Below are 14,805 nucleotides of genomic sequence, written 5' to 3'. Positions count from 1 at the left end.
CGCATCAGGCTTGAAAGGACGACCGCAGACATGACGAAGTCAGAGACCCAGACGCCCCGCCGCAATCTGAGCCGCCGCCAGCTTCTCAAGGCCGGTGCCGGAACCGCGGCGTTGCTTGCGGCCGCCAAACTGAATTTCCCGGCCGGCGCCTTTGCGCAGGGCGCTGGCCCGGAAGTGAAGGGTGCCAAGCTCGGCTTCATTGCGCTGACTGACGCCGCGCCGCTGTTCGTCGCCAAGGAAAAGGGGATCTTCGCCAAGTACGGCCTGCCTGACACCGAAGTGCTGAAGCAGGCGTCATGGGGCACCACGCGCGACAACCTGGTGCTCGGCTCCGAAGGCAACGGCATCGATGGCGCGCATATCCTGACGCCGATGCCCTATCTGATCTCGTCGGGCAAGGTGACCCAGAACAATGTGCCGACGCCGATGTACATCATGGCGCGGCTCAATCTCAACGGCCAGAGCATCTCGGTCGGCAAGGAATACGCCGACCTCAAGATCGGTCTCGACACCAAGCCGTTCAAGGAAGCGATCGACAAGAAGAAGGCGTCCGGCAAGTCGGTGAAGGCGGCGATGACGTTCCCCGGCGGCACCCATGACCTTTGGATTCGCTATTGGCTCGCCGCCGGCGGCATCGATCCCGACAAGGACATCGAGACCATCGTGGTGCCGCCGCCGCAGATGGTCGCCAACATGAAGGTTGGCACCATGGACTGCTTCTGTGTCTGCGAGCCGTGGAACCTGCAGCTGATTCACCAGAACATCGGCTACACCGCGCTGACCACCGGTGAACTCTGGAACAAGCATCCGGAGAAGTCGCTGGGCATGCGCGCCGCCTGGGTCGACAAGTATCCGAAGGCCGCCAAGGCGCTGCTGATGGCGGTGATGGAAGCGCAGCAGTTCTGCGAGAAGGCCGAGAACCGCGACGAGGTCGCTGCCATCAACGCCAAGCGCCAGTGGATCAATTGCCCCGTTGAAGACGTCACCGATCGCGTCAAGGGCAAGTTCGATTACGGCACCGGTCGCGTCGTCGAGAACTCGCCGCACATCATGAAGTTCTGGGACGATTTCGCGTCCTATCCCTATCAGAGCCACGACCTGTGGTTCATGACCGAGGATATCCGCTGGGGCAAGTACGACGCCGGCTTCGATTCCAAGGCGCTGATCGCCAAGGTCAACCGCGAAGACCTGTGGAAGGAAGCTGCCAAGGAGATGGGTGTCTCCGCCATGCCCACCTCGACATCGCGCGGCAAGGAGACGTTCTTCGACGGCAAGGTGTTCGATCCGGAAAATCCCGCCGCCTATCTGAAGTCGCTCGCTATCAAGCGCGTCGAGGCCTGAGGTCATGTCGCGCGGAAGCCATGCTTTGATCACGGAGAACAATGTGATGAACGTGCAAGCCATCAAGACGGAGCCCGCGGCGGCACTGGTGACGACGTCGGCACCGATCGTTGCGCTCGCACCAAAGCGGCCTCCGCGCCTCGACAAATATGCTAAGGCGGCGAAGGCGACCGCAGTCCGCGTGATCCCGCCGCTGATCGTGGTCACGTTACTGATGGTGTTCTGGGAGCTGGTGTGCCGGCGCGCGGGCTCGACCCTGCCGCCGCCGTCCAAGGTCTACAAGGACACCAAGGAGTTGATCTTCGATCCGTTCTTCGACAATGGCGGCATCGACAAGGGACTGTTCTGGCATCTCTCCGCCAGTCTGCAGCGGGTGTTCCTCGGCTACTCCCTGGCGGCGGTCGCCGGCGTGGCGCTCGGCACGCTTGTCGGCCAGTCCGTCTGGGCCATGCGCGGCCTCGATCCGATCTTCCAGGTGCTGCGCACGATCCCCCCATTGGCATGGTTGCCGCTGGCGCTCGCCGCGTTCCGAGACGGGCAGCCCTCGGCGATCTTCGTGATCTTCATCACCTCGATCTGGCCGATCATCATCAACACCGCCGTCGGCATCCGCAACATCCCTCAGGACTACCGCAACGTTGCCGCGGTCGTGCAGCTCAACCCGATCGAGTTCTTTACTAAGGTAATGCTGCCTGCGGCCGCGCCTACATCTTCACCGGCCTGCGCATCGGCATCGGCCTGTCATGGCTCGCCATCATCGCGGCGGAAATGCTGATCGGCGGCGTCGGTATCGGCTTCTTCATCTGGGACGCCTGGAATTCCAGCCACATCAGCGAGATCATTCTGGCGCTGTTCTATGTCGGCATCATCGGCTTCGTGCTCGACCGCGCCATTGCCGGTCTCGGGCATCTCGTCACCCACGGCACCTCGGCACAATAGGGATCATGTCATGAAGCCGTATCTCAAGCTCGACCACATCGACAAGGTGTTCACCCGCGGCGCCGCCTCGACCGAGGTGCTGAAGGACATCAACCTCAACATCGCCAAGGGCGAGTACGCCTCGATCATCGGCCATTCCGGCTGCGGCAAGTCGACCTTGCTCAACCTCATCGCTGGCCTCACCAAAGTCACGTCGGGGGTGGTGCTGCTGGAGGACCGCGAGGTCAATTCGCCCGGCCCGGATCGTGCCGTGGTGTTCCAGAACCACAGCCTGCTGCCGTGGCTCACCGTCTACCAGAACGTCCAGCTCGGCGTCGACAAGGTGTTCGCGAAGTCGAAGACAAAGGCCGAGCGCGAGGCCTGGATCATGCACAATCTGAATCTCGTGCAGATGACCCACGCCAAGGACAAGCGCCCCTCCGAAATCTCCGGCGGCATGAAGCAGCGCGTCGGCATTGCCCGCGCGCTGGCGATGGAGCCGAAGGTGCTGTTGCTCGACGAACCGTTCGGCGCGCTCGACGCACTCACCCGCGCGCATCTGCAGGACTCGGTGATGGCGCTGCACCAGAAGCTCGGCAACACCATCGTCATGATCACCCATGACGTCGACGAGGCCGTGCTGCTGTCCGACCGGATTGTCATGATGACCAACGGTCCCAGCGCCACCATCGGCGAGGTGCTCGACGTGCCCCTCGCGCGTCCCCGCAAGCGGCTCGATCTGGCCACGGATCCCGTCTACCTGAAGTGCCGCAAGCGCGTGCTTGAATTCCTCTACGAACGGCATCGCTTCGTCGAAGCGGCGTAGCGTCCTAGGACTCTTGACATTGGGGAGCAATGCGAATGAATGCGGCTCTGAGTTCCAGGACAGCTGCACGCCATGAATCGCCCGATCGATCTGACTCGCGACGAAATCATCTGCGTGCAAACCTCGTTCGACCGGATGTGGCCGAAATCCGCGTTGATGGTCGATTTGTTCTACGCACGGTTGTTCGAGACGGTGCCCGAAACACAACCGCTGTTTCGCAGCGACATGACGCAGTTGAAGCACAAGTTCATTGCGACGCTCGCGGTGATTGTCGGCAGTCTCGACAATATGACGGGGTTGCTGTCTTTGGTCGGCAAGCTTGCCAAAGACCACGTGCACTATGGCGTACTGGAAATGCACTACGCGCCGGTCGGCGACGCGCTGTTCTGGAGTCTGGAACAGGGCCTCGGATCACATTGGACGCCGGACGTCGAGGCGTCCTGGCAGAAGCTCTACGCATTTCTGTCGGCGCGGATGATCGTCGCAGCGTATCGGTAACGTCGCGTTGGACTCAACGACAGGCTGAACTATTGCTCGCGCGACGCGACCTACAGGCTCACCTCCACATCAAGGGAGAGCTACGATGAATCCATCCCAGATAATTTTAGTGCAGGACAGCTTTGCAAAGGTCGCGCCGATTGCCGACCAGGCGGCCGTGCTGTTCTACGACCGGTTGTTCGAGATTGCGCCAGAAGTGAAACCGATGTTTCACGGCGCGGACATGGCGGAGCAGCGCCGCAAGCTGATGGCGACGCTCGGCGTGGTCGTCACCGGGTTGACGCGCCTCGAAACCGTGCTGCCCGCGGCCAGTGCGCTGGCCAAGAAGCACGTGAGCTACGGCGTCAAGGACGAGCACTATCCGATTGTCGGCGCCGCGCTGCTATGGACTCTCGAAAAAGGCCTCGGCGACGCCTGGACGCCCGATGTCGCCGAGGCCTGGACCGCCGCCTATGGCACGCTGTCCGGCTACATGATCTCCGAGGCCCACGCGGCCCAGGCAGCCGAGTAAGGAAACAGTGTGAGCGAACCGCTGGTCATCATCGGCAACGGCATGGCGGCAGCAAGGCTGGTCGACGAACTCGCCAGATGCGCGCTCGGCCGCTACGCCATCGCCGTGATCGGCGACGAACCGCGGCTCGCTTACAACCGCGTGCTGCTGTCGTCGGTGCTAGCCGGCGAGGCGACGTCGCAGGAAATCGAACTCAGGCCGGCATCGTGGTGGCGCGACCGCGGCGTCACGCTGAAATACGGCGCGATGGCCACCGGGATCGACATGGCCGCGCGCGAAGTGACGATGGCCAACGGCAAGCGCGTGGCATTTTCCAAGCTGGTGATCGCCACCGGCTCGTCGGCACTGCGGCTGCCGGTGGCGGGCGGCGATCTTCCCGGCGTGCATACGTTTCGCGATAGTGGCGACGTCGACCTGCTGCTCGATCTGGCCGCAGGGAAGAAGCGCGTGGTGGTGGTCGGCGGCGGCCTGCTCGGACTCGAGGCTGCCTATGGTCTCGCCAAGGCCGGCGCATCGGTGACCCTGATCCACCTGATGGACCGGCTGATGGAACGCCAGCTCGATGCCCGAGCCGCTGCGCTGCTGAAGACGCTGGTGGAACGCAAGGGCGTGACGATCCTGCTCGAAGCCAACACATCAAAGATCCATGGCACCGACCGCGTCGAAGGCGTCGAACTGAAGGACGGCCGCAGGCTCGACGCCGATGCGGTGATCTTCGCCGCCGGGATCCGTCCCAACGCGACGCTGGCGACGGAGGCCGGCATTCCCGTCAATCGCGGCATCGTCGTCGACGACCGGATGGCGACGGGATCGGACGGCGTCTATGCGCTCGGCGAATGCGCCGAGCATCGCGGCACCTGCTACGGACTCGTCGAGCCGGCCTATGAGCAGGCGAAGGTGCTGGCGCGGCATCTTGCCGGCGGCGTCGCGTGTTATGAAGGCAGCGTGCTCGCCACCAATCTGAAGGTCTCCGGCGTCAGCGTGTTCTCCGCCGGAGATTTTCTCGGCGCCGACGGCAGCGAAGCCATCGTGCTCAACGATATCAGGCGCGGGACCTACAAGAAGCTGGTGATCGCCGATAGCCGCCTGACCGGCGCCGTGCTGGTCGGCGATACCCAGGATGCGCTGTGGTATCTCGAACTGATCCGCGGCGGCGCTGATATCTCCGACATGCGCGGCGATATCATGTTCGGCCGTTCTTTGGCCACCCGCGCCGAGGCGGCGTGATGACGGCGATCGATCCTTCCTTGCGCACCACAAGAACCACGTGCCCCTATTGCGGCGTCGGTTGCGGCGTATTGGCTACGCCGGATCGAAGCGGCGGCGCGGCGATCGCCGGCGATCCCGATCATCCCGCGAATTTCGGCCGGCTGTGCTCGAAGGGGTCGGCGCTCGGCGAGACGCTGGGCCTCGGCGAACGATTGCTGCATCCTATGCTGCGGGGCGAGGACGGCCTTGCGCAGGTGCCGTGGGACGAGGCGCTGGATCACGTCGCCGATGGCTTTCGCAAGGTCATAGCCGCGCATGGGCCCGATGCGGTGGCGTTCTATCTGTCCGGCCAGATCCTCACCGAGGATTACTACGTCGCCAACAAGCTGATGAAGGGCTTTATCGGCAGCGCCAATGTCGACACCAATTCGCGGCTGTGCATGTCGTCGTCGGTGGCGGGCCATCGCCGCGCCTTCGGCTCGGATACTGTGCCGGGCTGCTACGCCGATCTCGATCAGGCCGATCTGCTGGTGCTGGTCGGCTCCAATGCGGCATGGTGCCACCCTGTGCTGTACCAGCGCATGCTGGCCAACAAGCAGACGCGCGGTGCGCGCATTGTCGTGATCGACCCGCGGCGGACCGATACGGTGGGCGAGGACGACCTGTTCCTCGGGCTGAAGCCCGGCAGCGACACGGCGCTGTTCAGCGGGTTGCTGGCGCATCTGGCGGACAGTGACGCGCTCGACCGGGACTACATCGAGCGGCACACGTCCGGCTTCGACGCCGCGCTGGCGCGGGCCAGGAGCATGGCGGGCAGTGCGGCTGCCACGGCGCTGGCGACCGGGTTGAGCGAAGCCGACATCGCCGCGTTCTTCCATCTGTTTCGCAAGACGCCGCGCGTGGTCACGTTGTATTCCCAAGGCGTCAACCAGTCGGCCCAGGGCACGGACAAGGTCAATGCCATCATCAATTGCCATCTCGCCACCGGGCGGATCGGCAAGGTCGGCGCATCGCCGTTCTCGCTGACCGGCCAGCCCAATGCCATGGGTGGCCGCGAGGTCGGAGGTCTCGCCAACCAGCTCGCCGCCCATATGAATTTCACGCCGGTCGAGATCGATCGTGCCAGGCGGTTCTGGAAGGCGTCCGATATGGCCACCCATGAAGGGCTGAAGGCCGTGCAGATGTTCGAGTCGATCGAGCGCGGCGAGATCAAGGCGTTGTGGGTGATCGGCACCAATCCGGCGGTGTCGTTGCCCGACGCCAATGCCGCGCGCGCCGCCTTGAAGAAGCTCGACCTGTTCGTGGTGTCGGAGAACGTCAGGTCCAACGACACTGCGAATGCCGGCGCGCATGTGCTGTTGCCGGCGCTGGCCTGGGGCGAAAAATCCGGCACGGTGACCAATTCGGAGCGGCGGGTGTCGCGACAGCGCGCGTTCCTGGCCGCGCCCGGCGAGGCCCGGCCGGACTGGTGGATGATCAGCCAGGTCGCCAGGCGGCTCGGCTTCGGCGGCGCCTTTGCCTACAACTCCGCCGCGGATATTTTTCGCGAGCACGCGGCGCTGTCGGCATTCGAGAACAATGGCACGCGCGATTTCGATCTCGGCGGATTGGCGAAGGTGTCGGACGAGGGCTTCGATGCGCTGGCGCCGGTGATGTGGCCGCTGCGCGCCGCCGACAGCCGCGCCGACTCGCGCTTTTTCGCCGATGGAGCCTTCTACACCAACGACCGCAAGGCGCGCTTCATCGCACCGGAGGTGCCGGCACTGCGCAGCGAGACCAGCGTGGCGCGGCCGTTGCGGCTCAACACCGGCCGGGTGCGCGACCAGTGGCACACCATGACCCGCACCGGCATGAGCCCGCGGCTCGGCCAGCATCTGCCGGAGCCCTTCGTCGAGATTCATCCCGACGATGCGGCGCAGGCGGGCGTGGTCGATGGCGGCCATGCCACGCTGGCGACGGACTACGGAAGCTGCATCCTCAAGGTGGCGGTCAGCGATCGGCAGCAGCGCGGCATGCTGTTCGCGCCGATCCACTGGAGCGACGAGACCGCGTCGTCGGCGCGGGTCGGCGCGATGGTTGCGCCGTTCACCGATCCGTTCTCCGGCCAGCCCGAGAACAAGGCGACGCCGGTGTCGATCGCGCCGATGATCTATGCGCAACGCGGCTTCATCCTGTCACGCAAGCCGCTTGACTTGCCTAAGCCAGCGCTGTGGACGCGGATCGCTGTCACGGGCGGCGTCGGCTATGTCATCGCGGACAATTCCGATCTCGCGACGTGGAAGCAATGGCTTGAGCCGTTGCGCGGCGACGACGTCGCCGAATTCGAGGACACCGCCCGTGGCGTGTTCCGCGCGTCGTCGTTCGTGGATGACCGGATCGAGATCTGCCTGTTCATCGGCCCGGCCGCGGGTAACGTCGAATGGGATGCCGTCAAGGCGCTATTTGCGGCGGAGGTGGTCAGCGACGAGCAACGCCGCATGCTGCTGTCGGGCAAATCCGCCGACGGCCATGCCGGTGCCGGCCCCATCGTCTGCGCCTGTTTCGGCGTGGGCCGCACCACCATCTGCGACGCCATCGCCGCGGGGGCGGCGACGGCGGCGGAGATCGGCGCGCAGCTCAAGGCCGGCACCAATTGCGGCTCGTGCATTCCCGAGCTGAAGCGGATGATTGCCGGGGCGGAGGTGGCACCGGCAGAGACGCACAAGCGGGTTGTGGCGACGAATTAGCATTCACTGTCGTCACCCGGCCTGCGCGCACTTGCGCGTCAGGACCGGGTGACCCAGTACACTCCGGCCATTCTGAGTTTGCTGGGCCGCCCGGTCCTAGCGCGCGAGTGCGCGCAAGGCCGGGCGATGACAGCGGTGTTTGTGGCGCGTTCGTGCAACTATTTCACCGCCCCCGCCGTCAGCCCTGCCACGATCTGGCGCTGCGCGAATACGGTGAGGAGCAGCACCGGAAAGGTGACGATCAGCGCCGCCGCCGCCAGCGGCCCCCAGCTCAGCTGGTCGAAAGAGATCATATTGTAGACCGCCACCGGTAGCGTGCGGGTCTCGCGGCCGGCCAGCACGATGCCGAAGACGAAATTATTCCATGAGAAGATCACCGACAGGATGAAGGCGACTGCAATGCCCGGCCGCGCGATCGGCAGCGCGACATGGCGGAACACCTGCCAGCGGGTGGCGCCGTCGATCACCGCCGATTCCTCGAGCTCCATCGGCGTGGTCTCGAAATAGCCGATCATGATCCAGATCACGATCGGGACGGTGACCACGAGATGGATGATGATCTGCGGCCATAGCGTGCCGAGCAGGCCGAGCCACTGGAACAGCAGGAACAGCGGGATCAGGTAGGACAGGCCGGGCGTGATGCGGGCGATCAGGATCACCACCGCCGCCTTGCGGGCGCGCATGCGGGCGATGCCGTAACCGGCGGGCACGCCGACCAGCAATGCGAACAAGGTCGCCGAGCCGGTGACGATCAGCGTGTTGAACAGATAGGTCACGAACCGCTTGGATTCCAGAACCGCGGCGTAGTTGCCCCAGTTGAAGCGGGTGGGGATGAACACCGGCGGATAGGAGGCGTTGTCGATCTCGAACTTGATCGACAGCGACAGCATCCACAGGAAGAACAACACGGCTGGCGACACGATGACGAGGATCGCAAAGGTCAGGCCGATCTTGTTGAGAAGTGTCCGCATGATCAGGCGCTGCCTCCGGCGTCATTCCAGTGGGTGCGCTGGCGCAGGTGCAGCAGGGCGCCGGCCAAAGCGATGATCAGCGCGAAGAACACCACCACGATCGCCGAGGCGTAGCCGACGTCGTAATAGACGAAGGCGACGCTGTAGAGATAGAGGTTGATGGTTTCCGAGGCGCTGCCGGGGCCGCCCTGGGTGATCGCGAAGATGATGTCGAAACTTTTCACGGCATCGATCATGCGGATCATCGCCGCGATGAACAGGAACGGCATGATCATCGGCAATGAAATATAGCGAAAGGTCTGCCACGGCGTCGCGCCGTCGATCTGGGCACTTTCATAGGGCTCGGAGGGAATCGCGGAGAGGCCGCCGAGCACGATCAGCATCACCAGCGGCGTCCATTGCCAGGTCTCTACCAGCACCAGCGACGGGATCGCCGTGGCCGGGTGGAATACCCACAGCGAGGGCGGCAGGCCGACCAGCGACAGCAGGTAGTTGAGAATGCCGAGCTGGGGATGGAACATCATGGTCCACACCAGCGCGATCGCCACCGGCGTGGCCATCATCGGCAGGATGAACAGCCCTCGGAAAAAGCCGCGCAGCGGGAATTTCGTGTTGAAGATTACCGCGGCCAGCGTGCCGAGGATCAGCGGCAGCGCCACCGACAGCGCCGTATAGACGAGGGTATGCCAAATCGACTCGACGAAACGCGCATCGGTCGGCAGCCGCAGATAGTTGGCAAAGCCGACGAAGGTCGGCGGTGAGCCGACCTTCCATTCATGCAGGCTCATCCAGATCGTGTAGGCCCAGGGAAAGATGATGACCGCCAGCACGACGAGCATTGCCGGGATCACGAACGGCCAATAGGAGATCGGCCGCCACTGCGCCTTCGCTGTCTCTACCCGGACCGCGGTCGTCTGGGCTGCGGTCAGTTCGCTCACGTTTTTTCGCTGCGCTCCAGGATCGGCCGGAACTGTTCGTGGGCCTTCTTCAACTCCGTGGCCGGATCGGCGCCCGACAAGGTGGCCGTGACGGCGGCGCCGACCAGGTCGCGGAATTCGGCGACCGGCACGATGACCGGAAGGCCGAGCTTGCTGATCTTGGCCGAGGCGATCACCGAATCCAGCCACTCCTGGTTCTTGACGCCCTTGCGCACCGTTTCGTCGTTGAGGATCGAATTGCGGAACGGCACGCCGCCGCCGCTCTGCAGGAGCCGCGCGCCCATGGTCTTCGATACTGCCCACTGGCAATACAGATAGGCAGCTTCCTTCTTGGTGCTGGTCTTGGCAATGCCGATGCCGTCGCCATAGGCGGCGGAATACTGGCCCTTGGGGCCGGCCGGAACCACCGTGTAGCCGATCTTGCCGACCACACGCGAAGCGTTGGGGTCTTCGATGGGGGTGCCCAGCCGACACCGTCGATCCACATCGCGGCGCGGCCCTGCGTCAGCGTCGCCATGGATTCCATCCAGTTGAAGCCGGCGACGCCGGGCGGCGCGGACTTGGTCATTAGCCGCTGATACATCTTGGTGGCCTCGATGGCTTCCGGCCCGTCGGTCAGGATGTTGCCCTTGGCATCGAGAAACTCGCCGCCATAGTTGAGGAAGAAGTTCGTCCACAGCGTCATGTTGGCGTTGCGCAGCCCGCGGCCGGTGAAGCCATAGATGCCGTTGGCGGGATCGTTGAGCTTTTCGGCGGCGGCGGCCATTTCGTCGAAGGTCTTGGGCACCGCGATGCCCTTCTTGGCGAACATCTCTTTGTTGTAATAGAGGATGAAATAGTCGACCGACCACGGCAGCGAATGCATTTCGCCTTTTTCGTTCTGAGCGAATTGCAGGCCGCCGGCGGAGAAATCGTCGACCCGCAGATCCGGCGCGGTCAGGTTCGGATCCTTCATGAAGCCGGTAAGATCGGCAAGCCAGCCGGCCTTTTCGAACTGCCGCTTCTGCACGTGGTAGCTGACGTGGACGACGTCGAAACTGGGCTTGCCGGACGTCAGCTCGATGACCGCCTTCTGGCGCTGCTGCTGCTCGGGGATCACCTCGGATTCAACCTTGATGCCGGTCAGGTCGGTGAATTCGGATGCGTACTTCTGCAGCAGGTCGCCGCGCGGCCCCTTGATCAGGTTGGCCTCGATGGTGGTGCCCGAGTATTTTTTCCAGGCGGGATCGGCGAAGGCGGGAAATCCGGTGAGACCAAGCGCGCCGGTAGCGAGCGTTCCCTGCAGCAAGGCGCGACGGGTCGGGCCGTAAAGAGCCATGTGTCATCCTCCCTGAACCGCCGGTGCCGGCGGTGATGTCCGGTCGCTCCCCGTTTGCCGGAGATGCGCCTGCAGGAGTCATAGCATGATGGCGAGGAGGAACAAGGTGGACGATGGGAGGAAAGGGAGACGGCGGGGATGATCTCTCTGCGAGTCGTCTCCGAAGGCAAGAACGCAGGTCCTGCCTTCGCGGAGACGAGCACACAAGAACATTTGCGGCGGCTCGTGTTCACTGAGATTGCTGCTGGCCTCGGCTTGCGCCTATTCGTGCACAGCATGCCCGAGGCGATGAGAGATCTCATCCGTGCAGGCCAACAGCGCTTCGGCCACGGGGCTGCTCCAGCCTACATCGAAGGTGCCGACTGCGCCCATCGCCGTTACCGACAGTACCACGGCGCCGCTGTGATCGAACACCGGCGCGGCGAACGCATTGACGCCGCGCAAGGGCTCGCCGACCGCGCGCGCCAGCCCGCGCGTACGCACATCGGCGAGGGCCTTCTCGACGGCCGGCCCTTTGACGGTCCGGTTCGGGTCATAGCCGATGGACAGCCGGTCGAGATTTTCGGCAAGCGCGGCGGCGATCGTCGCTTGTGGCATGAACGCTGCGAAGACGCGGCCGGTGGCGGTTTCCAGAAGCGACACCGTCGATCCGACCCGCATGGCGATATGAACGGGATGGCTGGGCTCCTCCAGCCGGACCACGGTCGGGCCGTGAGTGCCCCAGATCGCCAGCGACACGGCGTGGTCGATCTTGCCGGCGAGCGCTGTGATTGCCGGCGTGGCCACCCGGACCGCGGAGAGGCGCCGCAAGGTGACGATACCGAGTTCGAGCGCCAGGGCGCCGAACTCGTAACGGCCGCTTGCCGGGTCCTGTTCGATCAGTCCGATGCGCGAGAAGCTGACAAGATAGGGATGCGCCTTGGCCGGCGACATGCCCGCCTCGCGGGCGAGATCGCGGAGCATCATCGGTTCGCCGCTACGGGTGAGCGCCTGCAGCAACTCGCCGCCGACTTCGATCGATTGGATGCCGCGACTGTCTTTGCCCATTTCCGCTGCAGCCTACACGGCCAGGAAGCCGCCATCCACCGGCAAGATTGCGCCGCTGATGTACGACGCCATCTTGGAGGCGAGGAACACCACAGGGCCGACCAATTCGTCCGGCTGGCCGACGCGGCCAAGCGGCGTACGCCCGAGAAAACCGGCCAGCCGCGCCGGATCGTTGCGCGTGCCTTCCGTCATGGCGGTCTCGATCACGCCGGGCGCGATGGCATTAACGCGAATGCCGTCGCGAGCCAGTTCGCGCGCCAGGGCCTGGGTCAGCAATTTGACGCCGCCCTTGGACGGCGAATAGCCCAGGGTGTCCGCGACGCCGACGAACGACGCGATCGACCCCAGATTGATCACCGTGCCCTGGGTTGCGCGCAGTGCCGGCAGGAACGCGTGGGTGACGTTGAACACGCCATTCAGATTGACGTCGAGCACGCGGCGCCAGTTTTCTGGCGCGCGTGGCGAGTCGATGCCTTCGCTAATGATGATGCCGGCATTGTTGACCAGGATCGAAACCTCGCCGGCGCTCTGCCGGATCGTTTCCGCCGGCTGCCGGCACGCGTCGACGTCGGTCACATCGAAGCGATGGTCCCATGACCGCCGACCCGTTGCGGCGACCTCGCTCGCGGTACGTGCTGCGGCGTCGCCATCTATATCGGTTACCACAACGTCGGCGCCATGTGCGGCGAGGCCGATGGCAATGGCGCGGCCGTTGCCGGCGCCGGCTCCAGTGACGAGCGCGAGCTGACCTTTCAGCAGATCCGGTGCGAAGGTGATCATGCGGCCACCGCGGGGGTGCCGGCGAGGTGGCGGCCGGCGATATAGCCGAAAGTGAGCGCGGGGCCGAGCGTGATCCCGGCGCCAGGATAATTGCCGCCCATAATGCTCGTCATGTCGTTTCCCGCCGCATACAGCCCGCTGATCACTTGGCCGTCGGCATCGAGCGCGCGGGCATGGGCGTCGGTTTTGACGCCCGCATAGGTCCCGAGGTCGCCGATCACCATCTTGATGGCATAAAATGGCGCTTGCGCCAGCGGCGCGACGCAGGGATTCGGGCCTTGCTCGGCGTCGCCTTGGTAACGGTTGTAGGCACGCGAGCCCTTGCCGAAGGCCGGATCGCGCCCTTCGGCTGCTGCCGCATTGAACCTCGTCACAGTCGTTACGAACGCATCGACATCGATGCCTGCCGTAGCCGCCAGCTCCTGCAGCGTGGCACCCTTCAGCAGATAGCCGGATCGCAGATAGTCGCCGATCGGCATTGGAAACGGCGGGATGCAGCCAAGGCCATAGCGACGCAGTGCCCGATGGTCGCAGACCAGATAGGCCGCGATCTCTTCGCCGGGCTTTGCCGCCTTCATCATCTTCTGCACGAAGTCGTGGTAGGAATTACCCTCGTTGGCGAAGCGGTTGCCATCGCGCATCACGGCGATCACGCCCGGCTTGGCGCGATCGATGAAGTGCGGCATCACGCCTTTGCTGCCGTCCCTGCGGGTCGTGACGGATACCGGAACCCACGCGGCTGCATTGGGCAGGCTGTCTTCGACGCGCCCGCCTGCGGATTCCGCCAGACGCAGGCCATCCCCAGTATTGCCGGTCGGTCCCGGCGAGGTGTGCTCGTAACCTGACGGGGCGTGCGGAAACATGGCCTTGCGCCGCTCGATGTCGTGAGGGAAGCCGCCGCAGGCCAGAACCACACCACGTCGTGCGACGATGCGCATGCGCCTGCCGTTGCGTTCGATCACGGCGCCGCGGACCGCGCCATTCTGCATGATCAGCTCGCGCACGGGCGACGACAGCCACAGGGGAATCTTCAGATCGAAGGCCGATTTTGCCAGCCGGCCGGCGAGGGCGTTGCCGTTTGTCAAGGTCATGCCGCGGCCATAGCGCAGCACGTTCATGAGATGGCGAGTCAATCGTTTGGCGACATAGACGGCGGAGGTCAGCGACCGCGTTGCACGCATGAAGTGGATGATGTCCTTGCCGGAACCCAGCATGATCCCGAACACCGTCAGCTCAGGCAATGGCGCGCCGATATCCTTGATGTGGTCGCCGAGCTCGCGCCCGTCGAACGGTCGCGCGACCATCGAACGCCCGCCCTGCTTGCCGCCGGGTGCTTCGGCGTCGTAATCGGGAAAAGTCAGCGGCATGTCGAAGCGCACCGCAGTCTTGGTGGTGAAGAAATCGACCGCCTCCGGCCCGGCTTCGAGAAACGCATCGACGCGCGCGGCATCAAAGCTGTTGCCGGCTTCGTGACGCAGATAGGTGCGCGCCTCGTCCGGCTCCTCGACGATGCCCCAGGCGCGCGCCAGCAACGTGCCGGGAATCCATAGCCAGCCGCCGGAGCGCGCGGTGGTGCCGCCAAACCGCGCTTCCTTCTCGACGATGAGGACATCGAGACCGCCGTGCTTCGCGGTGATCGCCGCCGACATGCCGGAGGCGCCGGAGCCGGCGACGAGCACGTCGCATTCGTAGGTCTCGATGGCGGTTTGGGGATCGGTCATG

Annotated in this window: 11 protein-coding genes and 2 pseudogenes; 7 read left to right on the top strand and 6 right to left on the bottom strand. The window is 64.5% G+C overall.

Annotated elements, in window-relative coordinates; all coding sequences use genetic code 11:
* Positions 1-30: 30 nt before the first annotated feature.
* The 7 genes and pseudogenes from ACUXVA_RS27750 (at position 31) to ACUXVA_RS27720 (ending at position 8,029) form a co-directional block, all read left to right on the top strand.
* Positions 31-1,341, top strand: coding sequence for a CmpA/NrtA family ABC transporter substrate-binding protein (locus tag ACUXVA_RS27750; RefSeq protein WP_265082725.1), 1,311 nt, complete (start codon positions 31-33; stop codon positions 1,339-1,341).
* A gap of 46 nt (positions 1,342-1,387) precedes the next feature.
* Positions 1,388-2,280 (top strand): annotated as a pseudogene (gene ntrB, locus ACUXVA_RS27745) (nitrate ABC transporter permease).
* A 10-nt stretch (positions 2,281-2,290) separates the two neighbouring features.
* Positions 2,291-3,085 (top strand): ABC transporter ATP-binding protein, encoded by a 795-nt coding sequence (locus ACUXVA_RS27740; RefSeq protein WP_265082726.1) that lies wholly within the window; start codon positions 2,291-2,293, stop codon positions 3,083-3,085.
* Between the two features lie 72 nt (positions 3,086-3,157).
* A complete protein-coding gene (locus tag ACUXVA_RS27735; protein WP_265082727.1) occupies positions 3,158-3,583 on the top strand; it encodes a globin family protein in 426 nt (141 codons plus the stop codon).
* 85 nt (positions 3,584-3,668) lie between these two features.
* Complete coding sequence (locus ACUXVA_RS27730; protein ID WP_265082728.1) at positions 3,669-4,094, top strand: globin family protein; 426 nt, start codon at positions 3,669-3,671, stop codon at positions 4,092-4,094.
* A 9-nt stretch (positions 4,095-4,103) separates the two neighbouring features.
* Positions 4,104-5,321, top strand: a complete 1,218-nt coding sequence (locus tag ACUXVA_RS27725) for an NAD(P)/FAD-dependent oxidoreductase (protein WP_265082729.1) — start codon at positions 4,104-4,106, stop codon at positions 5,319-5,321.
* Positions 5,321-8,029 carry a molybdopterin-dependent oxidoreductase gene (locus ACUXVA_RS27720; protein WP_445489333.1) on the top strand — a complete coding sequence of 903 codons (2,709 nt, stop codon included), beginning with the start codon at positions 5,321-5,323 and terminating at the stop codon, positions 8,027-8,029. Before ACUXVA_RS27725 ends, ACUXVA_RS27720 begins: the two co-directional genes overlap by 1 nt.
* A 158-nt stretch (positions 8,030-8,187) precedes the next feature.
* On the opposite strand, the gene ACUXVA_RS27715 is transcribed toward ACUXVA_RS27720, so the two are convergent.
* The 6 genes and pseudogenes from ACUXVA_RS27715 to ACUXVA_RS27690 all read right to left on the bottom strand — a co-directional run bounded on the left by ACUXVA_RS27715 (position 8,188) and on the right by ACUXVA_RS27690 (position 14,804).
* Positions 8,188-9,000 carry a carbohydrate ABC transporter permease gene (locus ACUXVA_RS27715; RefSeq protein WP_413776460.1) on the bottom strand — a complete coding sequence of 271 codons (813 nt, stop codon included), beginning with the start codon at positions 8,998-9,000 and terminating at the stop codon, positions 8,188-8,190.
* A gap of 2 nt (positions 9,001-9,002) precedes the next feature.
* Entirely contained in the window at positions 9,003-9,929 is a 927-nt protein-coding gene (locus ACUXVA_RS27710; protein ID WP_265083628.1) for a carbohydrate ABC transporter permease, read from the bottom strand.
* 5 nt (positions 9,930-9,934) lie between these two features.
* Positions 9,935-11,256, bottom strand: a pseudogene (locus ACUXVA_RS27705) (ABC transporter substrate-binding protein).
* A 261-nt stretch (positions 11,257-11,517) separates the two neighbouring features.
* Positions 11,518-12,303, bottom strand: a complete 786-nt coding sequence (locus ACUXVA_RS27700; protein WP_265082731.1) for an IclR family transcriptional regulator — start codon at positions 12,301-12,303, stop codon at positions 11,518-11,520.
* 12 nt (positions 12,304-12,315) lie between these two features.
* Positions 12,316-13,083 (bottom strand): SDR family NAD(P)-dependent oxidoreductase, encoded by a 768-nt coding sequence (locus ACUXVA_RS27695; RefSeq protein WP_445489330.1) that lies wholly within the window; start codon positions 13,081-13,083, stop codon positions 12,316-12,318.
* A complete protein-coding gene (locus tag ACUXVA_RS27690) occupies positions 13,080-14,804 on the bottom strand; it encodes an FAD-dependent oxidoreductase (RefSeq protein WP_445489328.1) in 1,725 nt (574 codons plus the stop codon). Before ACUXVA_RS27690 ends, ACUXVA_RS27695 begins: the two co-directional genes overlap by 4 nt.
* Between the last annotated feature and the right edge of the window lies 1 nt (position 14,805).

Source organism: Rhodopseudomonas sp. RCAM05734 (assembly GCF_052658035.1).
Note: the sequence above shows the minus strand (reverse complement) of the source record. Positions and strands in the feature narration are given on the sequence as shown.